Origin of the sequence: Microbacterium sp. NPDC090014, from assembly GCF_044748285.1 — a bacterium.
Classification (GTDB): domain Bacteria; phylum Actinomycetota; class Actinomycetes; order Actinomycetales; family Microbacteriaceae; genus Microbacterium.
In genome coordinates, this window is the sequence record NZ_JBIVFS010000002.1 from 809565 (window position 1) to 833345 (window position 23781).

Sequence of the window (23781 nt, forward strand, 5' to 3'; positions counted from 1 at the left end):
CTGTCGTGCGCCCGTGACGGGCACCGGAACCATTGCGCGACGCGGATCAGGAGAGAATCATGCCCAGGGAACGCGGGGAGAAGGTCGTCGCGACCAATCGTCGCGCACGTCACGACTACAACATCGAGAAGTCGTACGAGGCGGGGATGGTGCTCACCGGCACCGAGGTGAAGTCACTGCGCCAGGGGCGCGCGAACCTGAGCGACGGATATGCGTTCGTCAAGGGGAACGAGGTCTTTCTCGACTCGGTGCACATCCCGGAGTACTCGCAGGGCCACTGGACCAACCATTCGGCGAAGCGCGTCCGCAAGCTGCTGCTGCACCGTGAGGAGATCGCGAAGCTGCAGCACGCGGTCTCCGCCGGCGGCTACACGCTGATCCCGCTGAAGCTGTACTTCTCCGACGGTCGCGCCAAGGTCGAGATCGCTCTCGCCAAGGGAAAGCGCGAGTTCGACAAGCGCCAGACCCTCCGCGAGCGTCAGGACACCCGCGAAGCCGAGCGCGCGATGCGCCTGCGCAACCGCGTGGGGGAGTGATCAGCGCGCGGGCGTGAATCCGAACACGCGTCCGAGGAAAGCGAGCTCCCTCTCGAGGGCGTCGATGATCGTCTCGCTCGACCGGAAGCCATGGCCCTCACCCGGGTACAGCACGTACTCGTGCTCCACACCACTCGTCGCCAGCGCATCGCGGATCGCCTCGGACTGTGCCGGTGGCACGACACGGTCGTCCGCACCCTGCATCAGCAGCACCGGCACGTCGATCCGGTCGGCGTGTGTCAGGGGCGAACGCGCGACGTAGAGTGCCTCCGCCTCGGGCAGCGGACCCACCAGCCCCTCGATGTAGTGCGCCTCGAAGTCGTGGGAGTGCGCGCTCAGCATCTGCAGGTCGACCACTCCGTATCGGCTGATCCCCGCGGCGAACGTCCCTCCCCGCACCAGCGACGAGAGCACTGTCCAACCGCCCGCCGAGCCGCCTCTGATCGCGATGCGGGCGGGATCCGCGAGCCCAGCATCGGCGAGGCCGCGGGCCGCTGCGATCACGTCGTCGACGTCGACCACGCCCCATCCGCCGTCCAGCCGTTCGCGGTACGCACGGCCGTAGCCCGTCGATCCGCCGTAATTGACGTCGAGCACGCCGATGCCGCGGCTCGTCCAGAACGCGACGGCGGCGGACGCCGCGCCGGTCACATGCGCGGTCGGGCCGCCGTGGACGAGCACGATGTAGGGCGGGAGCTCGTCATCCGCGGCCGGAGCGTGGGCCGAGGGATTCGTCGGCGGGTACGCGAAGGCATGGACGGGCCCGTGCGAGCCGTCGACCAGGACCTCGGATGCGGGCGGCATCCACGCAGGATCGGTCGGCGCAGCTCCCGCGACGGCCTCGACGCGACCCGTGTCGACGTCGACGCACCAGACCCCGGGTTCTGTCGTCGAGCTGTTTCCGGAGAGCAGCACGCGGGAGCCCGCGACATCGTCGACACTCACGTGGCCGTCTGCGGGGAGGGGAATGCGGTGGGCGCTGCCGTCGGGGTCGATGACGACGACCCGGTCGCGACCGTTCGTGCGCACAGCCACGACGCGACCGTCGGCGAGCGGGCGGTACCAGCGATTGCCGAGCACCCAGAGGCCGTATCCCGTGTCGGCGTCGTCGTCGATGATCTGCTCCGCCGTGCCGACCGCCTGGGCTCCGCTGACACGCTGTCGGTGCAGAGCCCAGCGGCCCGAGGGATCGTCGGAGTACACGATCTCGTCGTCAGCCGTCCACTCGGGCTGCAGCGCGGCGCGAGTGGACAGCTCTGTGCGCGCGGTGCCGTCCGAGATCACCAACGACGCTCGCTGCCACGGCATCCGATCGCCGGACCACTCGACCCACGCTGCACGAGAACCGTCGGGAGACAGTGCCGGATGAGCGTAGAACGACTCGCCTTCGACGAGGGTCTTCAACAGCGCAGGCCGGTCGGATGCCGACCCGTCGGTCGGGATCTCGACGATGGCGCGTCGGTGAGGGGAGACGGACAGATCCTCCCGCACGGCGAACAGGCGGCCGCTCTGCAGACGCAGACCGCCGTGCGCCGGGCCCGGGGGTGTCAAAGGAACGGGGACACCGCCGCGGGGCACGCGGTGCACGCGCTGATCCTTGGCATCGACGAAGTACAGCGTGCCGTCGGCATCCGCGGTCCACGCCCCGCCGCCGTACTCGTGGACGCGAGACCGAGCACTCCATGGCGCGGGAAGGATCTCGGCACCCGTCGAACTTCGCACGGTCAGGCGACCGCCCTCGGCAGGGATCGACTCACCCCACCAGATCTCGTCAGCCACGAAGGCGCTGCCATCGATCCGCGGAGACGACGCGGCGATCCGGTCGGGGGTGAACGGAGAGGTCCAGGTACCGAACGGCGACGACATGGTTCGAGCCTATGGTGCGTCGACGCCCGCCGTCACCGGCAGGGTGGGAGGGGAGTCAGACCGCGCGCAGCACGGCGACGATCTTGCCGAGGATGACGGACTCGTCGCCGAGGATCGGCTCGAATGCGGAGTTGCGAGGCAGCAGCCAGGTGTGGCCGTCGCGTCGACGGAGAACCTTCACCGTCGCCTCGCCGTCGAGCATGGCGGCGACGATCTCGCCGTTCTCGGCGCTGCTCTGCGACCGCACCACGACCCAGTCGCCGTCGCAGATCGCCGCATCGATCATCGATTCGCCGGACACCTTGAGCATGAACAGGTCGCCCTTGCCGACGAGCTGCCGGGGGAGCGGGAAGATCTCCTCGACCTGCTGGTCGGCGGTGATCGGGACACCTGCGGCGATGCGGCCGACGAGCGGCACGAGCGCCGCATCGCCCACGGGGGTCGCCACATCGGCGGGATTCTCTCCGCTGGTGCCGGGGAGGTCGATGAGCACTTCCATGGCACGGGTCTTGCCGGGGTCGCGTCGCAGATATCCGCTCAGCTCGAGCTGGCCGAGCTGGTGGGTCACGCTGGACAGCGACTTGAGGCCCACGGCGTCGCCGATCTCTCTCATGCTCGGCGGGTACCCGTGACGGCTGATCGACGTCTGGATGACCTCGAGGATCGCCATCTGCTTGGGACTCAGGCTCTTGCGGCGACGGGTGCGCGGGACGTCGGCGTCGGGGGCGGAGATGTCGCTCATGGTGCTCCTCAGGTGTGCGATTCCGGCGTCTCAGTTCGAATGTCGGAGGCCCGTGGTGGGGTGTTGACATCGAAACCGTATCCGAGAATCGCGCCGAAGTGGAAGATCTGTTCGAGCGTGTCGGCCGATTCCCGGACTTCTGTTTCGAAGAACGCTTGACAGATGTTCGAATTCGAAGATAACTTCGGAACGTAGCTTCGCATTCACGGCTCCCGGCCGAGGCGCGAATGCGAACGCTACGCCAACTTCACCGCCCACGCGGTAGATGCAGAGGAGCACGACATGAGCACCATCACCTTCAGCAGTGCAGCAGTCCTTCCGGCTCGTCCGGCGACGCGGCTCAAGCTGACGGCGCGCGGTCGACGTGTCGTTCTCGCTGTCGCGGCCGTGCCGCTCGCAGCCGGGATCGCATTCGCCGCACTCAGCGGCGGCAGTGCGATGGCCTCAGGCGAACAGACCGCCACGGCATCGTTCGCGACGGTGACGGTGATGCCCGGCGACACGCTGTGGTCGATCGCCGAGAGCGTGGCCCCCGGCGCGGATCCGCGCGACGTGATCGGCGACATCACGCGTCTGAACCTGCTGCGCGGCGGCGAGCTGCAGATCGGCCAGGAGCTGGCGATTCCGGCGCAGTATTCGGAATGAAGCCGTGAGGGCCGTTCGATCGAGCGGTGCGGCGCGGAAGCGCGTTCACACTCCGTCACCACGAGCGTCTGTGTAGCGAAGGCGGCCTACCATGGGAAGGGTGACTGCATCACTCGCCGACCTCCCTCTTCGCGACGACCTCCGAGGGCTCACGCCCTATGGAGCGCCGCAAGCGCCTCTTCCGATCGCACTCAACGTCAACGAGAACACGCATCCGGTTCCCGACGCGGTCGCCAGTGACATCCTGGACGACATCGCGGTCGCGCTCCGCGATGTCAACCGCTACCCGGATCGCGAGTTCACCACGCTCCGGGAAGGGTTCGCGGAGTACCTCGGTCATGGTCTCGAACCGGCCCAGATCTGGGCGGGCAACGGGTCGAACGAGGTCCTTCAGCACATTCTGCAGGCGTTCGGCGGGCCGGGCCGCACGGCGTTCAGCTTCGCCCCGACCTACTCGATGTATCCGCTGATCTCGAAGGGCACCGGAGCGCGCTGGGTCGCCGGCACCAGGCAGCCCGACTACACGATCACCCCCGAAGAGGCGGCATCGCAGGTGCGAGATGTCGATCCTGACGTCATCCTGCTGTGCTCTCCGAACAATCCGACAGGCACGCCGCTGGACCTCGACGTCGTCGAAGCCGTGTACGAGGCGTCGAACGGAATCGTCGTCGTCGACGAGGCGTACCAGGAGTTCGCGCCGCACGACGCGGCATCGGCTCTGACCCTTCTCGAGGGACGACCGCGGCTCGCCGTCTCCCGCACGATGAGCAAGGCCTTCGCCTTCGCGGGTGCCCGCGTGGGGTACCTCGCCGCGGATCCTGCCTTCATCGACGCTCTGCGGCTCGTGCGCCTGCCGTACCACCTCAGCGCTCTCACGCAGGCCGCAGCCGTCGCCGCTCTGCGCAACTCCGACGTGATGCTCGGCATGGTCGAGGAGATCGTCGAGCAGCGGGATCGCATCTCCGCGACGCTCGAGGCGCTGGGGTACACCCCGCATGAGTCCTGGTCGAACTTCGTCCTGTTCGGGGGTGTCGCAGAGCCCCAGAAGGTCTGGCAGCAGCTCTACGAGCAGGGTGTTCTCATCCGCGACGTCGGGATACCCGGGCACCTCCGCGTCACCGCGGGCACCGAGGCGGAGACCACGGCATTCCTCGATGTCCTCGCCTCGATAGGATCGGCTTCATGAGCAGCCCCGCCCAGACCCCGCGCACCGCCACGCGTGTGCGCAGCACGTCGGAGTCCACCGTCGAGCTCGAGCTGAACCTCGACGGCACCGGTGCGAGCCGTATCGACACGTCGGTGCCGTTCTTCGATCACATGCTGACGGCTTTCGCGAAGCACTCGCTCACGGACCTCACGGTGCGCGCCTCGGGGGACACGCAGATCGACGCACACCACACCGTGGAGGACATCTCGATCGTTCTCGGTCAGGCCATCCGTGAGGCGCTGGGCGAGAAGTCCGGCATCTCGCGATACGGCGACGCTCTCGTGCCGCTCGACGAGGCGCTCGCTCAGGCTGTCGTGGACATCTCGGGGCGTCCCTATCTCGTTCACACGGGGGAGCCTGTCGGTTTCGAGCACCACCTCATCGGCGGCCACTTCACCGGTTCGCTCGTGCGCCACACGTTCGAGGCCATCACCTTCAACGCGGGACTCACGGTGCACGTACGCGTTCTCGGGGGCCGCGATCCCCACCACATCGCCGAAGCCGAGTACAAGGCATTCGCTCGGGCGTTCCGCCAGGCCAAGGCCCTCGACCCCCTGGTCGACGGCATCCCGTCGACGAAGGGCGCACTGTGAGCAGGGCTCCCCGGGTCGCCGTCTTCGACTACGAATCCGGCAACGTCCACTCGGCTGTCAAGGCGCTCATCGCCGCCGGTGCTGATGCGGTGCTGACGCGCGACCGCACGGAGGCGCTCGAGGCAGACGGTCTCGTGGTGCCCGGAGTCGGCGCGTTCCAGGCCGTCCGCGATGCGCTCTACGCGCACGGCGGTGACGAGATCATCGATCGCCGGCTCGCAGGCGGGCGCCCGGTGCTCGGCATCTGCGTCGGCATGCAGGTTCTGTTCGCGCACGGTGTCGAGCGCGGGCACGATTCCGAGGGTCTCGGCGAATGGCCGGGAGCGGTCACGGAGCTCAACGCGCCGGTGCTGCCGCACATGGGGTGGAACACGGTCGAGCCGGGCGCCGAATCGGTGCTGTTCAAGGGCATCGAGAACGAACGCTTCTACTTCGTGCACTCCTATGCCGCGCAGTCGTGGGAGCTCGATGTCATCCCGCCGTTCCCTCAGCCGGTGCTCACGTGGTCGACCTACGGCGATCCGTTCCTCGCCGCGGTCGAGAACGGGCCGCTCTCCGCGACGCAGTTCCATCCCGAGAAGTCCGGAGAGGCCGGAATCCAGCTGCTCCGCAACTGGGTCGACAGCCTTCGGTCCTGACGCGCCGGCAGCCCGCTGAGCCGCCGTCGATCCGAACCTCGGACGACCGGTCCGTCGGGTCCTCTGCCGAACGGCTCAGAAGCCTCGGGCGACGGCGGCCGCGGCAGAGAGCCACGACCGCTGCGTCGGCGCCGCAAGTGCACGAAGACGGAGGTGACCGTCGACCATCTCCCGATCGAAGGGGATGCCGACGACTTCGCGCGCGAGCGGCTGATATCCGGCGATGACGTCTGCGACTTCGGCGGGGGATGCCTTCGGGTCCGCCTGGCTGACGACGACCACTGACTCGCGAGCCAACCGTGCGGATCGCTCGTCGCGGTCTTCGAGTGCCTCGAGCAGTAGCGCCCCGGCCTCGGCATGGTCGTCACGTGTCGTCGTCGCCACGACGATCTGGTCGGCGAGGTCGATCATCCGCAGCCACATCGGATCGGACTCGTCGTTGCCGGAGTCGATGATGATCAGACGGTAGAACTTGGCCGCGATCGCGTGGATGGAGTCGACGTCACTGGGCCGGAGCCGATTCTCGTGGGCCAGCCGGACGGGCTTCGACCGCAGGACGTCGTACTTCTCCTGCGGCTGGTGATGCACGAAGTGCGCGAGGTCGGCTGACTGTCCCTGGGCTCCCAGCAGGCGCCGGGTCTGCGGAAGCAGTTCGAGCAGTGTGCGATCGTGCGCCCCCGTCTCGGTGCGCCAGCCGAGGGTGCCGCGGGTCTGGTTGTTGTCCCAGGCGAGAACCCCGGCGCCGCCGTACTGCGCGAAGACCGCCGACAGCAGCACGGTGGCCGGTGTCTTTCCCGCCCCGCCCTTCCCGTTGACGACAGCGACGGTGCGGGGGCCCGGCCAGTGGCGGCTCACCGCGTGCTCGTCGTCGCGGACGGCGCGTTCGCGAGCGCTCGGGCCGAGGGTGAACCCGACGCGGTTGAGCAGCCCGCGACCGCCCTGACGCGCTGGCTCCTCACGGCGCTCCTCCTGAAGGAACGAGCGACGCCCCACGCCCTGCTCGCGCTGCTGACGACGCGAGGATGCCGAGGACGCCGACTCTGCAGCGGCGGCGTTGGGCGCGGACGGGGCCGAGGCGGGCACCGGCAGCGGCGGAGCGGGCGGTACGTCGGAAGACTGGGGGCGCGGCGCCGTGGCCGCCGGAACGGCGGGCCGCGCGGTGCTGTCCTGAGTCGAAGAGCTCTGCTGTTCCGACCACGCGGTCGAAAGCGATCCGGTCGCAGCGGGCGCACCGGAAGGTGCCGGCGTCGTCGGTACCGCAGGGGCTGCGGGCGATGCGGCTGAGGGCGCGGGCGGTACTGCAGGGGCGGCGGGTGGCGCAGCGGGGACCGAAGGCGGTGCGGAGATCGGTACAGCGGGCGTGGCCGGTCGCGCATCATCGGAAGGAGGAGTTGCGGCGGAGGCTGCTGCCCATGCCGCTGCGGCTCGTGTCCCCGGCGCGGGGGCGGGCTGGGGTGCCGGTCGGGGGTGCGGGGCTGTGGGCTCCGCGTCGGGTCCAGCCGGCATCTGAGCGCGCTCATCCGGAGTCTCGGGAGGCAGCGCATTCCCGCGTCGCAGGGGTCCGCCTCCTCGCGCATCCGCATCGCGCACCATGGAACATCTCCTCACACACCGAAACAGGGGCGTCATCGAGGCTACCGCGTGGCACGGGAGGTTCTCTGCTGTCATCGTTTTGGAGCGGGCCGATACGCGGGCTAGTGTCGATTCTCGTGCCGACGAATCGGTCTCTCCATCTCACCTGAGGACGTCATGAACGACTTCGCGCAGTCTCCCGCTCTCACCCTGCTTCCCGCCGTCGATGTCGCCGGGGGCAAGGCCGTCCGCCTCACTCAGGGTGAGGCCGGCACCGAGACCAGCTACGGCGACCCGCTCGACGCCGCGGGGGAGTGGGTCGCACAGGGGGCGAAGTGGATCCATCTCGTCGACCTCGATGCCGCTTTCGGACGCGGCAGCAACGCGCCGATCCTCCGCAAGGTCATCAAGCAGTTCAAGAACGTCAACGTCGAGCTGTCCGGCGGCATCCGTGACGACGCGACGCTCGAGGCGGCTCTCGAGAGCGGCGCGACCCGCATCAACCTCGGCACGGCCGCGCTGGAGAACCCCGAGTGGGCCGCCGACGTGATCAGCCGTTACGGCGAAGCGATCGCCGTCGGGCTCGACGTCCGCGGTACGACGCTGGCCGCTCGCGGGTGGACGAAGGAGGGCGGCGACCTCTGGGAGGTGCTCGAGCGCCTCGAGGATGCCGGCTGCAGCCGTTACGTCGTGACCGACGTCACCAAGGACGGGACCCTCAAGGGGCCGAACCTCGAGCTGTTGCGCGAGGTCACAGCCCGCACCCCGAAGCCCGTCGTGGCATCCGGAGGCATCTCGAACCTCGATGACATCGTGGCGCTCCGCGAACTGGTGCCGCTGGGCGTCGAAGGCGCCATCGTCGGCAAGGCACTCTACGCCGGCGCGTTCACGCTGGCTGAGGCGCTGGATGTCGCAGGGGACTGACGACGCCGGGGACCACGGTCCCCACGACCGTCATGGGTCGCACGAGCACCCGTCCAGCGATCGGGGCGACTCGGCCGGTGTGCCCTGGGAAGGCCGCAGCTTCCAGTCGAACCCTCATGCCGCCGACGACGGATCGGCCGACCCGGTTCTGCTCGACGCGCTGCTGCGTTTTCGGGCGGGCGACGGTGCTCAGACCGAGGTCGTCGACGCGTTCCGTTCGGCGCGGGTCCTGATCCCGCTCATCGCCGAGAAGGGCGAGGAGGGCGTGGCGCCGAGCGGTCTCGCTGTCGACAAGACTCAGGAGCTCTCGATCGTGACGGTCGCGGCTCCCGACGGTCGTCGCGTGCAGCCGGTGTTCTCGTCGGTCGAGGCGATGCAGCGCTGGGACGCGACGGCCCGTCCGATCCCGGTGGAAGCCGTGCGCGCCGCTCTCGCAGCGTCGGCGGAGGAGACGGATCTGATCGTTCTCGACCCGACGTCGGACACCGAGTTCGTCCTCCGTCGTCCCGCGGTGTGGGCGGTCGCGCAGGGTCATCGGTGGGAGCCGAGCTTCCTCTCGCCCGAGGTCTTCACTGCTCTGCAGGAGAGTGTCGCGCATGAACTCGCCGTGATCGACGTCGCCGTCGCGGCCGGAGACCCGGACGCCCGTCTGCGCGGACCAGAACTGATCGTCATCCTCGAGCTGGTCGACGGGCTCGAGCGCGAGGTGCTCGACGCCGTGCTCGCGCGCCTGGCGCAGCGGTGGGCGGCGGATGATCGCATCGCGGTGCTCGCCGACTCTCTCACCGTGAAGCTGCGTCGCTCGGCCTGACCGGCTCGGTGCTGCCACCGACCGGTCAGCCGCAGCGGCCGGCAGTCCCTAGTTGACCGGGCCTGTCCACTTCTCGCCCGGACCCTTGCCGATCGGGTCGGGAATGGTCGACGCCTCGCGGAACGCGAGCTGCAGCGAGCGCAGCCCGTCTCGGAGGGACCGCGCGTGCATGTCGCTGATCTCCGGTGCGCCGGCGGTGATCAGCCCGGCGAGGGCGTTGATGAGCTTGCGCGCCTCATCGAGGTCGAGCTGCTCCGCGGCGTGCGGGTCGTCGGCGAGGCCGAGCTTGACCGCCGCGGCACTCATGAGGTGGACGGCTGCGGTCGTGATGACCTCGACCGCCGGCACATCGGCGATGTCCCGCGTGGCGGAGGACGCCGCCTCCTCCTGCCGTGCCCAGCGCTCTTCGCGCTCGCGTGCAGCCTCATCCGATGCCTGGTTCGTCACTTCGCCTTGCCTTCTGTTAGACTTTGTCGGGCTCCGGAGCGTCATGCTCCGGTACGAAAGAGGATTCACTTCCCACCCGCGCTTGCCGTTCCAGGCTACCGGGTCTTGCACTCCACCGGATCACGTCGTCAGACGGGGTCCGGCAGGCAGGGTGCGGAGCCGGCGTCTGAATGCCGGTGGGTGGGACGATTCTGATTTCGCCCGGGGTGCTGACAGCATCCTGGTGGCCGAATCCCATCGTCTAAGGAGCTACGCATCAGCGATCCCCGCACCAATGAGCGCATCCGCGTCCCCGAGGTCCGCCTCGTCGGTCCCGCGGGTGAGCAGATCGGCGTCGTCCGCATCGAGGCGGCGCTGCGCCTTGCGCAGGAAGCAGATCTCGACCTCGTCGAGGTCGCGCCCAACTCGAAGCCGCCCGTGGTCAAGATCATGGACTACGGCAAGTTCAAGTACGAAGCCGCCCAGAAGGAGAAGGAAGCTCGCCGCAACCAGGCGAACACCATCCTCAAAGAGGTCCGCTTCCGACTGAAGATCGAGGCGCACGACTACACGACGAAGCTCAAGCGCGCCGAGGGCTTCCTCAAGGCCGGCGACAAGGTGAAGGCCATGATCCTGTTCCGTGGTCGCGAGCAGTCGCGTCCCGAGCAGGGCGTCCGTCTCCTCCGCAAGTTCGCCGAGGATGTCGCCGAGCTCGGAACCGTCGAGTCGAACCCGACCATCGACGGCCGCAACATGGTCATGATCGTGGCTCCGCTCAAGAGCAAGTCCGAGGCGAAGCAGGAGCAGAATGCGGTTCGCGACGCCCAGCGCGCAGCGAACAAGCAGGCCGCCCGCGAAGCCAAGACCGACGCCGACGAGCCGGCCGAGGCCGCAGCGGAATAACTCCCGCCCCCAGACTCCCGCACCGCGGGTTGACACCGTCGCCTGAGAAGGCGCCATACGAAGGAAGAGAAGATGCCGAAGCAGAAGACCCACTCGGGTGCTAAGAAGCGCTTCAAGATCACCGGCAGCGGCAAGCTGAAGAAGCAGCAGGCCGGAATGCGCCACAACCTCGAGCACAAGTCGAGCCGTCGCACCCGCCGCCTCAACCAGGACCAGGTGCTGTCGAAGGCTGACACCAAGGTCGCGAAGAAGCTTCTCGGTCGCTGACGCGCCCGAACGCACGATAGGAACACAGGAAAATGGCAAGAGTCAAGCGGGCGGTAAACGCCCACAAGAAGCGTCGGGTCATCCTCGAGCGCGCCTCCGGCTACCGCGGTCAGCGTTCGCGCCTCTACCGCAAGGCCAAAGAGCAGGTCATCCACTCGCTGGTCTACTCGTACCGTGACCGTCGCAAGCGCAAGGGCGACTTCCGTCGTCTCTGGATCCAGCGCATCAACGCCGCTGCACGCCAGAACGGCATCACGTACAACCGCTTCATCCAGGGCCTCGGTCTCGCGGGTGTCACCGTCGACCGTCGCATGCTCGCCGACCTCGCGGTCAACGACGCAGCGACCTTCACGACGCTGGTCGAGACGGCGAAGAAGGCTCTGCCTTCCGACGTCAACGCTCCGAAGTCGGCTGCGTAAGCAGCTCTTCACCACAGAGGACGCTCTCCTTCGGGAGGGCGTCCTCTGTCGTTCGTCCGGCGTTTGCGCAGGAACGGTCCTGCCGTTCTCTAGACTGTGAACGTGCTGGAGAACCCCCGTTCGCCCCGAGTCCGTGCCGTCGCCAAGCTGACCAAGCGCAGCGCGCGCGCCGAGACAGGGCTCTACCTCCTCGAAGGTCCCCAGGCGGTTCGCGAGGCGCTGACCTACAGTCCTCAGGCGATCGTGGAGCTGTTCGCGACCCCGACCGGCTGGGAGAAGCATCCGGACATCCGCGCGAAGGCATCGGATGCCGGCATCGACGTGGAGTACGTCACGGAGTACGTGCTGAACGCGATGGCCGACACGGTCACTCCGCAGGGGCTGGTGGCCGTCGTCCGGCAGGCGCCCACGTCGGTGCGGGACATCTTCGCGGCATCCCCCCGTCTGGTGGCGATCTGCGAGGAGATCAGGGACCCGGGAAACCTCGGCACGATCATCAGGGCCGCCGATGCGGCGGGAGCCGACGCCGTCGTGCTGACGGGCCGCACGGTCGACCCCTACAACCCGAAGGTCGTGCGCGCCACGACAGGTTCGCTGTTCCATCTGCCCGTATCCGTGGGCGCAGAGCTCTCTGATGTGGTCGAGAAGGCTCACGCCGCGGGACTCCGGATTCTGGCCGCGGACGTCAAGGGCGAGGATCTTCTTCATGCCCGGGCAGACGGAGTGCTCGCCGAGCCTACGGCGTGGCTTTTCGGCAATGAGGCGCGCGGTCTCGAGGACGAGGCGCTCGCGCAGGCCGACCAGGTGCTGAAGCTGCCGATCTTCGGCCGCGCCGAATCCTTGAACCTCGCCACGGCAGCGAGCGTCTGCCTCTACGAGAGCGCGTTCGCGCAGCGGGCGGCATCCTCGGCCTGATCCCCGGCGGACGAGCGGCCGCCCGTCCTGCTGGTAGGTTTGTCCCTGCTCGAGCGGAGAAGGGGACCCAGGGTCGATGCAGATTCTGATCGTGGAGGACGACGAGCGTGTCGCCGCTGCACTCGAGGCCTTCCTCGCGCGATCCGGGTACGCCACCGTGCGAGCCGCGGACGGAGCCTCCGCGCTGCAGGAACTGGGTGCGGACACCGAGGTGGTGCTCCTCGACCTCGGTCTGCCCGATGTCGACGGCATCGATCTCTGCCGTCGGATCCGCGCACGCTCCGAGGTGCCGATCGTGATCGTCACCGCACGCAACCAGGTCACGGAGCGCATCAGAGGGTTGCGTGCCGGCGCTGACGATTTCGTCGTCAAGCCCTACGACGTCCACGAGCTCCTCGCCCGGATCGAGGCGGTCACACGACGCTCTCGACCCGTGCGGCCGGAATCCGAGGCGCGCGTACGGCTGCAGGATGGCGAGATCGAGATCGACCTCGTCGCCAGGCAGGTGATCATCGGACGCGCTCCCATCGAACTCACTCGCAAGGAATTCGACATCGTGGCGGTGCTCGCCCGGTACCCCGGCGTCGCCGTGCCGAAGGAGAGACTCATCCGCGAGGTCTGGAACACCGACTGGCGCGGCTTCGGGCACTCGCTCGAGGTGCACGTCGGCGCGATCCGCAAGAAGGCGGGTCAGCGGCATCTGATCGAGACCGTGCGCGGTGTCGGCTATCGGTTGGCCGGGTAGCGTTCGATGCGCAGACGTCTCGTCGTCGTCTTCCTGGTGCCGCTCGTCGCGATCCTGCTGTCGTTGGGCGGCGCCACGGCGTGGAGCGCGACCCGCAGCATCCAGCAGGCCTTCTACACCGAGCAGCTCGGTGACCTCGGGTATTTCGTGACCAGCGCGCGGCAGGCGCTGCGGTCGGGCAGCGCGACGGTGATCGATGCCGAGGTCGCCCGCTTCCACGAGGTGTACGGGATCGATGTGATCGTCTTCGATCTTTCCGGTGGGGTGTGGTCAGCGGGCGACGGCGGCGGCGAAGTCCTGTCAGAGGACGATGCCGCACGGGTCGGCCTCGCGCTCTCGGGGCGCCGCGCCGAGGCGCCCGAGCCGGTGTTCCCCTGGATCGCGGCAGAGTCCTCGCTCGTCGAGCCGGTCTTCGACGACGGCGACGTGATCGGCGCCGTGATGCTCTCCGCGGACGTCGAGGCGCCACGGACCCAGATCCTGCAGCAGATTCTTGTGCTGACGGTCGTGTCGATCGTCTCGATCGGACTCGGCGTGCTCCTCGTCTTCCAACTCGCCCGGTGGGTGCTCTCTCCGGTCCGACGTCTCGATGAGGCGATGATCGCGATCGAACGCGGCGAGATGGATGCGAGGGTCGCGGAGGACACGGGGCCTCCTGAGCTACGCCGGATGACGCGCGTGTTCAACGGCATGGCGGATGAGATCGAGCGCGTCATGACGCGTCAGCAGGAGTTCGCCCTGAACGCCTCGCACGAGCTCCGCAATCCCCTCAACGCGCTGCTGCTGCGTGTCGAGCACCTCTCGACCGGTCTCGGAGCCGACTGGAAGGACGACGTCGAGGAGACGAGGGAGGAAGGGCGCCGGATGGCTCGCATCCTCGAGACGCTCCTCGGACTCGCGCGCGGCGGACGCGCCGACACGACGATCTCAGCCGTCGATCTGACGACGCTCGCCACCCGCCGCGCAGACGCCTGGAGCGAGGTCGCGTCACAGCGACGCGTCCGGATGCTCTCGACAGGAGTGGGCCCGGTGATGAGCATCACCGACCGCACGATCGTCGAGAGCGCGCTCGACGCCGTCATCGACAATGCGGTGAAGTTCTCGCCCGCCGAGTCGGCCGTCGAGGTCGACGCGCACCGCAGCGGTGGACTCTGCGTGCTGACAGTCCGCGACCACGGCCCCGGCCTGACGCGAGAGCAGGCCGCGAACGCCGCCGACCGATTCTGGCGCAGCGACGACAGCGGCGGGGTTCCGGGGTCAGGGCTCGGCCTCGCGATAGCGACCGACCTCTTGGAGTCGATCGGCGGCGAGCTGCGGGTCGATACGCCGGACGACGGCGGGCTGCTGGTGTCGCTGATGCTGCCGGACGGAGCTGAGGGATGAGCGGGCGGGCTAGCCACCGCGCATGGTGGCGCAGAGGGGTGGCGACGGCACTCGTGCTGCTGCTCGCCGCCACGAGCAGCGCGTGCAGCGCTCGATCGACGGAGTGGAACGACTCTGCCTACGAGATCGCCGGCGGGGGAGCCAACGGGGTCTATTACGCCTACGGCGACGAACTCGCTCGGGAGCTGTCGGAGTCCTTGGGCATCCGCGTGTCGGCAGCCGAGACCGCCGGGTCCGTCGACAACCTCCTGCGGGTGAGTTCGGGGGAGGCCCTCCTCGGCTTCGCGCAAGGGGATGCCGCTGCCGACGCCGTCGCCGGAGTGGGAGCGTTCGACGAGCCCATGCCGGTGCAGGCTGTCGCTCGCCTGTACGACGAGTACCTCCACGTGGTCGTACGCGCGGATTCGGACATCGCCGCCCTCGGCGACCTTGCGGGCAGGACGGTGTCGCTCGGGGCCGAGAATTCCGGCGTCAATGTGATCGCGGCGCGAGCACTCGACGCCGCCGACGTCGACGTCGCGACGATCACGGATCCCCGGCTCGATCTCGGTGAGTCGATCAGCGCGCTCGAGAGATCCGAGATCGACGGATTCTTCTGGGTCGGCGGCATCCCGACACCGGGCATCGCGGAGCTCGCGACGACGACGCCCGTGCGGCTGGTGCCGATCGAGCAGACATGGGTCACGGCGATCAACGCTCGATACTCCGATGCGTATCGGCCGTCCGACTTCCCCGTCGGGCTCTATGGACTCGACGAGTCCGCGCCCACGATGGCGGTGCCGAACTATCTGGTCACCTCGTCCGACACTCCGGACGGCGTCGTACGGGACATCCTCACGAGCCTCTTCACGGTCCGCACCGATATCGCGCAGCGGGTTCCGGTCGCGTCCCTGCTCGACCGCAGGCAGGCGATCTTCACGGGGCCGGTCGACCTGCATCCGGGGGCCGTCGAGTACTACCGGGACCAGCGGGACTGAGGCCTCAAGAAATCCTCAAGAAGTCTCATTCCGGCATGTCACTCTGCCAATGTGGGGGTCGATCGCGCTCGATTCAACGGAGAATTCAGATGCCACAGAGTCCACGCCCCTCATTGAGGCGCGGACTCGGCCATTCTCCGGAGTCGTCCTGCGATCGGATCCGGTCGGAGGCTTGCTGCCACGTTCTACTCGGGGGAGGAACGGAGCAGCAGGGACGCCCCCACGGTCCGCGGGGGCGGACCGTGGGGCACTCCGGTTCTCGGGCGGGATCGGCCCCATCGCGTGGTTACGAACGTGTAAATGTCGACGCATCACTGTGGAGCCACGTGAGCGACCTGGCTAGTTTGGAGAAATGATGACCACCGGTAAGCCCCTCGTCGTTGTCGACAACGTCCAGAAGCACTACGGCGACTTCCAGGCGCTCACGGATATCGACCTCACGGTGAACGCCGGCGAGGTCGTCGTGGTGATCGGTCCCTCAGGCTCGGGCAAGTCGACACTGTGTCGCACGATCAACCGCCTCGAGACGATCACGAGCGGCACGATCAGCATCGACGGCAAGGCGCTCCCCGCTGAGGGAAAGGGCCTCGCGCATCTGCGAGCAGACGTCGGCATGGTGTTCCAGTCGTTCAACCTCTTCGCGCACCTCACGATCCTCGAGAACGTGACGCTCGGCCCGATCAAGGTCCGCGGCATGAAGAAGGCCGATGCCGACAAGGAGGCGATGATGCTTCTCGAGCGCGTCGGCGTCGCCCAGCAGGCCTCGAAGCTTCCCGCACAGCTCTCCGGCGGACAGCAGCAGCGCGTCGCGATCGCGCGCGCTCTCGCCATGCAGCCCAAGGTCATGCTCTTCGACGAGCCGACCAGCGCGCTCGACCCCGAGATGATCAACGAGGTCCTCGACGTCATGGTGGAGCTCGCCCGTGACGGCATGACGATGATCGTCGTGACCCACGAGATGGGCTTCGCTCGCAAGGCCGCCAACCGGGTCGTGTTCATGGCCGACGGCAAGATCGTCGAGGAGGCGACGCCTGAGGAGTTCTTCACGAACCCGAAGAGCGACCGCGCCAAGGACTTCCTCTCCAAGCTCCTCACGCACTGACGAGCCTCACAGACCTTTGCACACACAGCACACGAAGGAGACGCACATGCGACGCACACGGACACTGGCAGGAATCGGGATCGCGACGGTTGCACTGTTCGCGCTGACGGCCTGCAACAGCGGCAGCCCGTCCAGCCCCGGCGCCGGAACCGGTGGCGAAGAGAGCGAGGACTCCACCTGGTTCGAGGTCGCTGACGACGTCCAGCTCGAGGGCAGCCCGACGTTCGACGCCATCCAGGAGCGCGACAAGGTGATCGTCGGCGTCAAGGAGGACCAGCCCGGGCTCGGCTACCTCGATGTCACGACCGGAGAGCGCACCGGCTTCGACGTCGACATCGCACGGTGGATCGCCGCATCCCTGGGCTACGACGAGGACAAGATCGAGTTCAAGCCGATCGCTTCGGCGAACCGCGAGCAGGCGATCACCAACGGTGACATCGACTACTACGTCGGCACCTACTCGATCAACGACAAGCGCAAGGAGCTCATCGACTTCGCGGGTCCCTACTTCATCACCGGTCAGGGACTCCTGGTCGCCGCCGACGCGGACGACGCCGAGGCTCTCGAGGACTTCAACGGCAAGACCGTCTGCTCGGCGACCGGCTCGACGCCGATCCAGAACATCAAGGCGAACTTCCCCGAGATCAAGACGCAGGAGTACGACCTGTACTCCGCCTGCGTCCAGGACCTCATCGACGGCAAGGTCGACGCCGTGACCACCGACCAGGCGATCCTGATCGGCTACGCGGCCCAGTACCCGGATGACGTCAAGGTGACCGGCGGCCTCTTCACCGAGGAGCGCTACGGTGTCGGCCTCACGAAGGGCGACGACGCGCTGCGCACGCACATCAACGAGCTCTTCACCGACGGTGGCGACATCTGGCAGGCGATCTTCGACGCGAACCTCGGTTCCAGCGGCATCGAGGTCGAACAGCCCGAGGTCGACGCGTACTGATCGACATGGGCGGCCCCCTCAGGGGGGCCGCCCATTCACTCTGAAGAAGGGAGGGTGGCGTGGACGTCATCTTCGGCAACCTCGACCTGTGGGGACAGGCGATCAGCAACACGCTGATCGTGTTCTTCGCGGGCGGGATCATCGCACTGATCCTGGGTCTGATCGTCGGGGCCATGCGTGTCTCCCCGGTGCCCATCGCCCGCGGCGTCGGCACGGTGTACGTGAACACCGTGCGCAACACCCCGCTCACCCTCGTGTTCTTCTTCTTCATCTTCGGGTACCCGCAACTCGGGTTGCCCGAACTGTCGAACCTCGTGCTCGGCATCCTCGCCATCGGCATCTACACGGCGACCTATGTGGCCGAGGTCCTGAGGGCGGGTATCAACACGGTGCCCGTCGGTCAGGCCGAGGCCGCGCGGGCCATCGGACTTCCCTTCGGACAGGTGATGGGTCTCGTGATCCTGCCGCAGGCGTTCCGCTCGGTCGTCCCGCCGATGATGAGCGTCTTCATCGCGCTCCTGAAGAACACGACCGTCGCAGCCGGGTTCTCGGTCGCCGAGCTCGCGGCTCTCCGGTCGACCATCAACGATTCGGCCGACCGTCCGGGCAACCCGATGGAGGTCCTCCTCTGGGTCGCCGTCGTGTTCGTCGCCCTGGTGCTGCTGTTGAGCTGGCTGCAGCGATATCTCGAGAACCGTTGGAGGATCGCGCGATGAGCTCTGTACTGTACGACGTCCCCGGACCCCGGGCGATCGCCCGCAACCGGATCATCGCGGTCGCCACCGTCGTCCTCGTCCTGGCCGCCATCGGCTTCATCGTGCTTCGCATGGTGGAGACGGGCCAGTTCTCGGCGGAGAAGTGGTACGTGTTCACGTTCTCCAACGTGTGGATGGGTATCTTCAAGGCCCTGGGCAACACGCTCGCCGCCTTCGCGCTCGCCGCCGTCCTCAGCGTCGTCCTCGGCTTCGTGCTGGCCATCGGGCGGCTCTCCGAGCACGCGTGGGTGCGGATCCCCGTGACAGCCGTCACGGAGCTCTTCCGTGCCGTTCCGGTGCTGGTGTTCATGATGCTGCTCTACTACGGGCTCCCCGTGGTCGGAATCAAGATGGATCCGTACTGGGCCGTCGTGATCGCACTGATGGCCTACAACGGCTCCGTGCTCGCCGAGGTGCTGCGGGCCGGCATCGAGTCTCTGCCTCGGGGGCAGAAAGAAGCGGGCTACGCGATCGGACTCCGCAAGAGCGGCGTGATGCGTCTCATCCTCCTGCCGCAGGCGATCCGGGCGATGCTCCCGGTGATCGTCGCGCAGCTGGTCGTCACGATGAAGGACACCGCTCTGGGCTTCATCATCACGTACCCCGAGCTGCTGTACTACGCGAAGCAGCTGACGTCGCAGCAGGGGCGCCCGATCCTGCAGTCGGCCTTCGTCATCGGCGGCATCTACATCGTCATGTGCCTCATCCTGTCGGGCATCGCGAAGTGGGTGGAGATCCAGACCCGTCGCTCGCCGAAGGTGAAGGCGATCCACGCGGCAGAGGATCCCCGCCAGCACGGCGACGGCACCGACACCGAGCTCATCACCCTGCAGCGCGGGGGTAGCGGCTTCGGCGGCACCGGTGGTGTAGGCGGGCTGGACAGCTCCGATCCGAAGTGATGTCCACCGGCGCGGGGCGACCGCCTCGCGCCGGTAGACTCCTGTCTCGTGTCTGAGTCTCCCGAAATCACCCCGGAAGCGGTCGAAGCCGCCGTGGCGGCCGCGCTCGAAGCGATCGCCGCAGCCGCCGATACGACCGAACTGAAAGCCGCTCGCGCCGCGCACGTCGCCGACGGATCGCCGCTCGCCGTCCTGAACGCCTCGATGCGTCAGGTCGCCCCCGAGAACAAGGCCGCCTTCGGCAAGCTCGTCGGCCAGGGCCGCGGTCAGGTCACCAAGGCCCTCGCCGCCAAGGAGGAGGAGCTCGCCGCCGCGGAGGTCGCTGAGCGCCTCGAGGCCGAGCGGCTGGACATCACGGCGATCCCCTCGCGCACACGCGTCGGCGCCCGGCATCCGCTGACCCTGCTGAGCGAGCAGATCTCCGACATCTTCGTGGGCATGGGCTGGGAGATCGCGGAAGGACCCGAGCTCGAGCACGAGTGGTTCAACTTCGACGCTCTGAACTTCGACGTCGACCACCCCGCCCGTCAGGAACAGGACACCTTCTACGTCGACCCGCCATCGCGCCATCTCGTCATGCGCACGCACACGAGCCCCGTGCAGGTGCGCTCGATGCTCGACCGCGAGGTGCCGATCTACGTGCTCTGCCCCGGCCGCGTGTACCGCACCGACGAGTTCGACGCGACGCACCTCCCCGTCTTCACCCAGTTCGAAGGACTCGTCGTCGACAAGGGGATCTCGATGGCGCATCTCAAGGGAACGCTCGACCATGTCGCGCGTCAGCTCTTCGGCCCCGAGGCCAAGACGCGCTTCCGCACGAACTTCTTCCCCTTCACCGAGCCGTCGGCCGAGCTCGACCTCTGGCACCCCACCTTCAAGGGCGGCGCCCGTTGGATCGAGTGGGGCGGCTGCGGCATGATCAACCCGAACGTGCTCCGTGCGGCGGGGATCGATCCCGACGTCTACAGCGGCTTCGCGTTCGGAATGGGCGTCGAGCGGGGACTCATGTTCCGCAGCGATGTGCAGGACATGCGGGACATGGCAGAGGGCGATGTCCGTTTCAGCGAGCAGTACGGGATGGTGGTGTGATGCGCGTCCCGCTTTCGTGGCTGCGTGAGTACGTCGATCTGGCAGCGGATACGACACCGGAGGATGTCCTCGCAGCGCTCGTGACCGTCGGATTCGAGGAGGAGGACGTCCACCGCTTCGAGATCTCGGGTCCCGTCGTCGTCGGACAGGTCGTCTCGCTCGAGGCCGAGCCGCAGTCCAACGGCAAGACGATCAACTGGTGCCAGGTCGATGTCGGTGAGGCGAACGGCGGAATCCGCGGAATCGTCTGTGGCGCGCACAACTTCGTCGCGGGTGACAAGGTCGTCGTGACGCTTCCCGGTGCAGTGCTGCCGGGGCCGTTCCCGATCGCCGCCCGCAAGACCTACGGGCACGTGTCCGACGGCATGATCGCCTCTGCGCGTGAGCTGGGGCTCGGCGACGAGCACAACGGCATCCTCGTCCTCGCGGACCTCGGTATCGATGCACCCGTCGGCACAGACGCCATCAGCCTGCTCGGACTCGACGATGTCGCGGTCGAGATCAACGTCACGCCCGACCGCGGGTACGCGTTCTCGCTGCGCGGTGTCGCCCGTGAGTACTCCCACGCGACCGGAGCACCGTTCCGCGACCCGGCCGAGCGCGACTTCACCGAGCTCCAGCCGGGCGCCGGTCACACGGCGATCGTCGACGATGCAGCCCCCGTACGCGGCCGCGTCGGCGCCAGCGAGTTCGTCACGCGCGTCGTCCGAGACGTCGACCCCGCGCGGCCGACCCCGCCGTGGATGATCGCGCGGCTGTCGCTCGCCGGCATGCGCTCGCTCGGCATCCTGATCGACATCACCAACTACGTGATGCTCGAATTGGGGCAGCCGCTGCACGGGTACGACCTCGACAGGCTCTCCGGTGGCATCACCGTGCGTCGTGCGACGGCCGGTGAGACGATGACGACCCTCGACGGCCAGGAGCGGAAGCTCCACGTCGAGGACCTCCTGATCACCGACGAATCGGGTCCCATCGGTCTCGCCGGAGTCATGGGCGGCGGCACGACCGAGATGAGCGACACGACGCACAACGTGCTCATCGAGGCCGCGACCTTCGACCCCGTGACGATCGCCCGCACCGCACGCCGTCACAAGCTGCCCAGCGAGGCATCCAAGCGGTTCGAGCGCGGTGTCGACCCGCTCGTGCCGTTCGTGGCAGCCCGCCGTGCAGCCGACCTGATGGTCGAGTTCGCCGGCGGCACGCTCACCGACGAGGGCGGCGCTCTGTTCGCCGAGGTCTTCGTCGCGGACATCGACCTCCCGCGCGGATTCGTGCAGGGGCTCATCGGCGTCGACTACTCCGACGACGAGATCGTCGGCGCGCTCACGACCATCGGCGCAGAGGTCTCCGGGTCGGATGCCGGGTGGACCGTGATCCCGCCGACCTGGCGTCCCGACCTCACCGACAAGTGGTCTCTCGCCGAAGAGGTCGCTCGCATCCACGGTCTCGACCGCATCCCGTCCGTGCTGCCGACGCCGCCGTCCGGCCGCGGGCTCACCGCACACCAGCAGGGTCGTCGCCGCGTCGCCGACGCGCTGGCGGCTGCCGGTCTCGTCGAGACGCCCTCGTTCCCCTTCACGACGGAGGCGGAGAACGACCTGCACGGCTCGGCGTCGGGAGAGCATCTGCCCAGCATCCGGCTCGCGAACCCGCTCGACGGCTCCGCTCCGTTCCTGCGTCGATCGCTGATCCCCGGGCTTCTGCAGACCGCGCACCGCAACATCTCGCGCGGCCTCACGGACCTCGCGCTGTTCGAGACCGGAGTCGTGTTCCTGCCCGAGCCGGGTGTCGAGTACGGCACGGACGAGGTGCCGCCGCTCGGCGAGCGTCCGTCGGACGACACGCTCGCCGAACTGAACGCGTCGATCCCACCGCAGCACCGCCATGTCGCGGCGCTGTTCACCGGCAACGTCGTGACCAAGCAGCCGGGACGCGCCGCGGAGCCCTACGGGCTCTCCGAGGCGCTCGACGCCGCCAGAGTCATCGCGGCTGCAGCCGGAGTCGACCTCGATGTGGTGCAGGGGCAGCGCGCGGCGCTGCACCCCGGACGCACCGGCGTGCTCTCCGTCGGCGACGTCGAGATCGGATACGTCGGCGAACTCCACCCCGAGGTCGCCGCCGGAGCAGACCTTCCCGGTCGTGCCATCGTGCTCGAGCTCGACCTCGACGAGGTCATCGCGCTCGGCGGGAACCGTGCGGTCGCCGCCTCGCTGTCGACCTTCCCCGCTGCGACACAGGACGTGTCGCTGGTGGTCGGCGCTGATGTGCCGGCGGGCGACGTGCGCGCTGCGCTCACCGAGGGCGCCGGTGCGCTTCTCGAGTCGATCCGCCTCGTCGACGACTACCGGGGGGACGGCGTCGCGGATGGTCAGAAGAGTCTCACCTTCGCGCTGCGCTTCCGTGCGGACGACCGCACGCTCACCGCAGCCGAGGCGACAGAGGCGAAGCTCGCGGGTGTCTCTGTCGCAGCTGAGCGCTTCGACGCGACCCTGCGCGACTGAAGCTCCGCCTGAACCGACCCGCACGCGGACCGCACTCGAATGGTGCGGTCCGCGTGCGCGTGTGCTCTCGGGATGCTGCCGACGCCGCCGAGCCGACCTGAGCGCGGTGGACCTGCGAGGTACCGTGTCGGGATGAGCATCCTGCCCCACAGCACTCCCGCGGCGGTTCCCGATGGTGTCCGACCGATGGGTGAAGCGCCGTTCCTCGAACCCGGCGACCAGATCTCCTGGCACTACCGCAAGCCCGGCTGGCAGCCCGGCGATGCGTCGACCATCACGCCCATGCGGGTGGTCCGCGACGATGAACGCGGTCTGGTGGCCTGGCTCGCTCCGGGCACGCTCCAGGAGGGGCAGGGCACTCCGGCGGGCGAGCGCATCCGGACCGTTCCGCTCGAGCGTCGGTGGCTCGATCCGCGTACCCGGATCGTGGAGGAGTGGTGGGGCAACGGCATCCTCCGCATCGCTCCGGCCGGTGCGGCGTGGTCGGTGTGGCTGTTCTGGAGCGATGTGAGCGGTCCCGAGTGGGAGTTCGCCGGGTGGTACGTGAATCTCGAGAACGCGCATCTGCGCACCGACCGCGACACTTATTCATCGGATCACATCCTCGACGTGGAGATCCAGGCGGACGGTCAGGTGCACCTCAAGGACGAGGACGAGGTGATCGCGGCCGTCGAGCAGGGACGTCTCACCTCTGAGCAGGCCGCGCAGATCGAACGACACGCGGACGCGGCGATCGAGTCCTTCCATCACGGTGACTGGCCGTTCGACGCCGAATGGCGCGACTGGCGCCCGGATCCCTCGTGGACGGTCCCGGAACTGTCCGGCCTGTCGGATCTTCGCACGAGCTGACGGGCATCCGCCCTGAGCGGAAGACCCTTCCCCTCGCGCGGCGAAGATGGTGGCATGGG

General features: G+C 68.1%; 25 protein-coding genes. 21 read left to right on the top strand and 4 right to left on the bottom strand.

Features of this window, described 5'->3' with window-relative positions:
- Window positions 1–59: 59 nt before the first annotated feature.
- Entirely contained in the window at window positions 60–536 is a 477-nt protein-coding gene (gene smpB / locus ACIPV5_RS17375; protein ID WP_053096927.1) for an SsrA-binding protein SmpB, read from the top strand.
- Here smpB and ACIPV5_RS17380 read toward each other — a convergent pair whose 3' ends face one another.
- Both ACIPV5_RS17380 and lexA read right to left on the bottom strand, forming a co-directional pair.
- A complete protein-coding gene (locus ACIPV5_RS17380; protein WP_400342104.1) occupies window positions 537–2402 on the bottom strand; it encodes a prolyl oligopeptidase family serine peptidase in 1866 nt (621 codons plus the stop codon). It abuts the gene before it with no gap.
- A 55-nt stretch (window positions 2403–2457) separates the two neighbouring features.
- Window positions 2458–3144: a transcriptional repressor LexA gene (gene lexA / locus ACIPV5_RS17385; protein ID WP_056280140.1), complete on the bottom strand. Its 687-nt coding sequence runs from the start codon at window positions 3142–3144 to the stop codon at window positions 2458–2460.
- Between the two features lie 282 nt (window positions 3145–3426).
- Here lexA and ACIPV5_RS17390 point away from each other — a divergent pair, with 282 nt between their 5' ends.
- The 4 genes from ACIPV5_RS17390 (at window position 3427) to hisH (ending at window position 6227) form a co-directional block, all read left to right on the top strand.
- Window positions 3427–3789 carry a LysM peptidoglycan-binding domain-containing protein gene (locus tag ACIPV5_RS17390; RefSeq protein ID WP_053096921.1) on the top strand — a complete coding sequence of 121 codons (363 nt, stop codon included), beginning with the start codon at window positions 3427–3429 and terminating at the stop codon, window positions 3787–3789.
- A 91-nt stretch (window positions 3790–3880) separates the two neighbouring features.
- Window positions 3881–4975: a histidinol-phosphate transaminase gene (locus ACIPV5_RS17395; protein WP_400342105.1), complete on the top strand. Its 1095-nt coding sequence runs from the start codon at window positions 3881–3883 to the stop codon at window positions 4973–4975.
- Entirely contained in the window at window positions 4972–5589 is a 618-nt protein-coding gene (hisB, locus tag ACIPV5_RS17400; protein WP_400342108.1) for an imidazoleglycerol-phosphate dehydratase HisB, read from the top strand. The genes ACIPV5_RS17395 and hisB overlap by 4 nt, the downstream gene beginning before the upstream one ends.
- A complete protein-coding gene (gene hisH / locus ACIPV5_RS17405) occupies window positions 5586–6227 on the top strand; it encodes an imidazole glycerol phosphate synthase subunit HisH (protein ID WP_056280145.1) in 642 nt (213 codons plus the stop codon). Before hisB ends, hisH begins: the two co-directional genes overlap by 4 nt.
- Window positions 6228–6302: 75 nt before the next feature.
- On the opposite strand, the gene ACIPV5_RS17410 is transcribed toward hisH, so the two are convergent.
- The gene (locus tag ACIPV5_RS17410; RefSeq protein WP_400342111.1) at window positions 6303–7310 is read right to left on the bottom strand and encodes an AAA family ATPase; all 1008 of its coding nucleotides are present in this window, start codon (window positions 7308–7310) and stop codon (window positions 6303–6305) included.
- Window positions 7311–7976: 666 nt separating this feature from the next.
- On the opposite strand from ACIPV5_RS17410, the gene priA reads away from it, so the two are divergent.
- On the top strand, window positions 7977–8723 hold the full coding sequence (priA, locus tag ACIPV5_RS17415; protein WP_053096912.1) for a bifunctional 1-(5-phosphoribosyl)-5-((5-phosphoribosylamino)methylideneamino)imidazole-4-carboxamide isomerase/phosphoribosylanthranilate isomerase PriA: 747 nt from the start codon (window positions 7977–7979) through the stop codon (window positions 8721–8723).
- Window positions 8707–9534, top strand: a complete 828-nt coding sequence (locus ACIPV5_RS17420; RefSeq protein ID WP_053096910.1) for an SseB family protein — start codon at window positions 8707–8709, stop codon at window positions 9532–9534. Before priA ends, ACIPV5_RS17420 begins: the two co-directional genes overlap by 17 nt.
- A gap of 48 nt (window positions 9535–9582) precedes the next feature.
- On the opposite strand, the gene ACIPV5_RS17425 is transcribed toward ACIPV5_RS17420, so the two are convergent.
- On the bottom strand, window positions 9583–9981 hold the full coding sequence (locus ACIPV5_RS17425) for a DUF1844 domain-containing protein (RefSeq protein WP_053096908.1): 399 nt from the start codon (window positions 9979–9981) through the stop codon (window positions 9583–9585).
- 231 nt (window positions 9982–10212) lie between these two features.
- On the opposite strand from ACIPV5_RS17425, the gene infC reads away from it, so the two are divergent.
- From infC to ACIPV5_RS17495, 14 genes are all read left to right on the top strand, one after another.
- Window positions 10213–10863: a translation initiation factor IF-3 gene (gene infC / locus ACIPV5_RS17430; RefSeq protein ID WP_072591506.1), complete on the top strand. Its 651-nt coding sequence runs from the start codon at window positions 10213–10215 to the stop codon at window positions 10861–10863.
- Window positions 10864–10935: 72 nt separating this feature from the next.
- Window positions 10936–11130, top strand: coding sequence for a 50S ribosomal protein L35 (rpmI, locus tag ACIPV5_RS17435; protein WP_017828564.1), 195 nt, complete (start codon window positions 10936–10938; stop codon window positions 11128–11130).
- A 32-nt stretch (window positions 11131–11162) separates the two neighbouring features.
- A complete protein-coding gene (gene rplT / locus ACIPV5_RS17440) occupies window positions 11163–11549 on the top strand; it encodes a 50S ribosomal protein L20 (RefSeq protein ID WP_045252681.1) in 387 nt (128 codons plus the stop codon).
- A gap of 102 nt (window positions 11550–11651) precedes the next feature.
- On the top strand, window positions 11652–12464 hold the full coding sequence (locus ACIPV5_RS17445) for an RNA methyltransferase (RefSeq protein ID WP_056280340.1): 813 nt from the start codon (window positions 11652–11654) through the stop codon (window positions 12462–12464).
- 76 nt (window positions 12465–12540) lie between these two features.
- Window positions 12541–13209: a response regulator transcription factor gene (locus ACIPV5_RS17450; RefSeq protein ID WP_053096904.1), complete on the top strand. Its 669-nt coding sequence runs from the start codon at window positions 12541–12543 to the stop codon at window positions 13207–13209.
- A gap of 6 nt (window positions 13210–13215) precedes the next feature.
- Window positions 13216–14592: a sensor histidine kinase gene (locus ACIPV5_RS17455; RefSeq protein ID WP_400342116.1), complete on the top strand. Its 1377-nt coding sequence runs from the start codon at window positions 13216–13218 to the stop codon at window positions 14590–14592.
- Window positions 14589–15569: a TAXI family TRAP transporter solute-binding subunit gene (locus ACIPV5_RS17460; protein ID WP_400342118.1), complete on the top strand. Its 981-nt coding sequence runs from the start codon at window positions 14589–14591 to the stop codon at window positions 15567–15569. Before ACIPV5_RS17455 ends, ACIPV5_RS17460 begins: the two co-directional genes overlap by 4 nt.
- Before the next feature lie 352 nt (window positions 15570–15921).
- A complete protein-coding gene (locus ACIPV5_RS17465; protein ID WP_372984152.1) occupies window positions 15922–16671 on the top strand; it encodes an amino acid ABC transporter ATP-binding protein in 750 nt (249 codons plus the stop codon).
- A 46-nt stretch (window positions 16672–16717) separates the two neighbouring features.
- Window positions 16718–17626: a glutamate ABC transporter substrate-binding protein gene (locus ACIPV5_RS17470; protein WP_053096898.1), complete on the top strand. Its 909-nt coding sequence runs from the start codon at window positions 16718–16720 to the stop codon at window positions 17624–17626.
- Window positions 17627–17685: 59 nt separating this feature from the next.
- Window positions 17686–18342: an amino acid ABC transporter permease gene (locus tag ACIPV5_RS17475; protein WP_053096897.1), complete on the top strand. Its 657-nt coding sequence runs from the start codon at window positions 17686–17688 to the stop codon at window positions 18340–18342.
- Window positions 18339–19280: an amino acid ABC transporter permease gene (locus ACIPV5_RS17480; protein ID WP_053096895.1), complete on the top strand. Its 942-nt coding sequence runs from the start codon at window positions 18339–18341 to the stop codon at window positions 19278–19280. Before ACIPV5_RS17475 ends, ACIPV5_RS17480 begins: the two co-directional genes overlap by 4 nt.
- Window positions 19281–19328: 48 nt before the next feature.
- On the top strand, window positions 19329–20369 hold the full coding sequence (pheS, locus tag ACIPV5_RS17485) for a phenylalanine--tRNA ligase subunit alpha (RefSeq protein WP_053096893.1): 1041 nt from the start codon (window positions 19329–19331) through the stop codon (window positions 20367–20369).
- Window positions 20369–22873 (top strand): phenylalanine--tRNA ligase subunit beta, encoded by a 2505-nt coding sequence (gene pheT / locus ACIPV5_RS17490; RefSeq protein WP_400342122.1) that lies wholly within the window; start codon window positions 20369–20371, stop codon window positions 22871–22873. Before pheS ends, pheT begins: the two co-directional genes overlap by 1 nt.
- Before the next feature lie 132 nt (window positions 22874–23005).
- Entirely contained in the window at window positions 23006–23722 is a 717-nt protein-coding gene (locus ACIPV5_RS17495) for a DUF402 domain-containing protein (protein ID WP_187250407.1), read from the top strand.
- Window positions 23723–23781 lie beyond the last annotated feature (59 nt).

Excerpts from the sequence above, each read along its gene's own strand:
- smpB (WP_053096927.1), top strand. The coding sequence starts at position 60 with ATGCCCAGGGAACGCGGGGAGAAGGTCGTCGCGACCAATCGTCGCGCA.
- ACIPV5_RS17380 (WP_400342104.1), bottom strand. The coding sequence starts at position 2,402 with ATGTCGTCGCCGTTCGGTACCTGGACCTCTCCGTTCACCCCCGACCGG.
- lexA (WP_056280140.1), bottom strand. The coding sequence starts at position 3,144 with ATGAGCGACATCTCCGCCCCCGACGCCGACGTCCCGCGCACCCGTCGC.
- ACIPV5_RS17390 (WP_053096921.1), top strand. The coding sequence starts at position 3,427 with ATGAGCACCATCACCTTCAGCAGTGCAGCAGTCCTTCCGGCTCGTCCG.
- ACIPV5_RS17395 (WP_400342105.1), top strand. The coding sequence starts at position 3,881 with ATGGGAAGGGTGACTGCATCACTCGCCGACCTCCCTCTTCGCGACGAC.
- hisB (WP_400342108.1), top strand. The coding sequence starts at position 4,972 with ATGAGCAGCCCCGCCCAGACCCCGCGCACCGCCACGCGTGTGCGCAGC.
- priA (WP_053096912.1), top strand. The coding sequence starts at position 7,977 with ATGAACGACTTCGCGCAGTCTCCCGCTCTCACCCTGCTTCCCGCCGTC.
- ACIPV5_RS17420 (WP_053096910.1), top strand. The coding sequence starts at position 8,707 with ATGTCGCAGGGGACTGACGACGCCGGGGACCACGGTCCCCACGACCGT.
- rpmI (WP_017828564.1), top strand. The coding sequence starts at position 10,936 with ATGCCGAAGCAGAAGACCCACTCGGGTGCTAAGAAGCGCTTCAAGATC.
- rplT (WP_045252681.1), top strand. The coding sequence starts at position 11,163 with ATGGCAAGAGTCAAGCGGGCGGTAAACGCCCACAAGAAGCGTCGGGTC.
- ACIPV5_RS17450 (WP_053096904.1), top strand. The coding sequence starts at position 12,541 with ATGCAGATTCTGATCGTGGAGGACGACGAGCGTGTCGCCGCTGCACTC.
- ACIPV5_RS17455 (WP_400342116.1), top strand. The coding sequence starts at position 13,216 with ATGCGCAGACGTCTCGTCGTCGTCTTCCTGGTGCCGCTCGTCGCGATC.
- ACIPV5_RS17460 (WP_400342118.1), top strand. The coding sequence starts at position 14,589 with ATGAGCGGGCGGGCTAGCCACCGCGCATGGTGGCGCAGAGGGGTGGCG.
- ACIPV5_RS17465 (WP_372984152.1), top strand. The coding sequence starts at position 15,922 with ATGATGACCACCGGTAAGCCCCTCGTCGTTGTCGACAACGTCCAGAAG.
- ACIPV5_RS17470 (WP_053096898.1), top strand. The coding sequence starts at position 16,718 with ATGCGACGCACACGGACACTGGCAGGAATCGGGATCGCGACGGTTGCA.
- ACIPV5_RS17480 (WP_053096895.1), top strand. The coding sequence starts at position 18,339 with ATGAGCTCTGTACTGTACGACGTCCCCGGACCCCGGGCGATCGCCCGC.
- pheT (WP_400342122.1), top strand. The coding sequence starts at position 20,369 with ATGCGCGTCCCGCTTTCGTGGCTGCGTGAGTACGTCGATCTGGCAGCG.
- ACIPV5_RS17495 (WP_187250407.1), top strand. The coding sequence starts at position 23,006 with ATGAGCATCCTGCCCCACAGCACTCCCGCGGCGGTTCCCGATGGTGTC.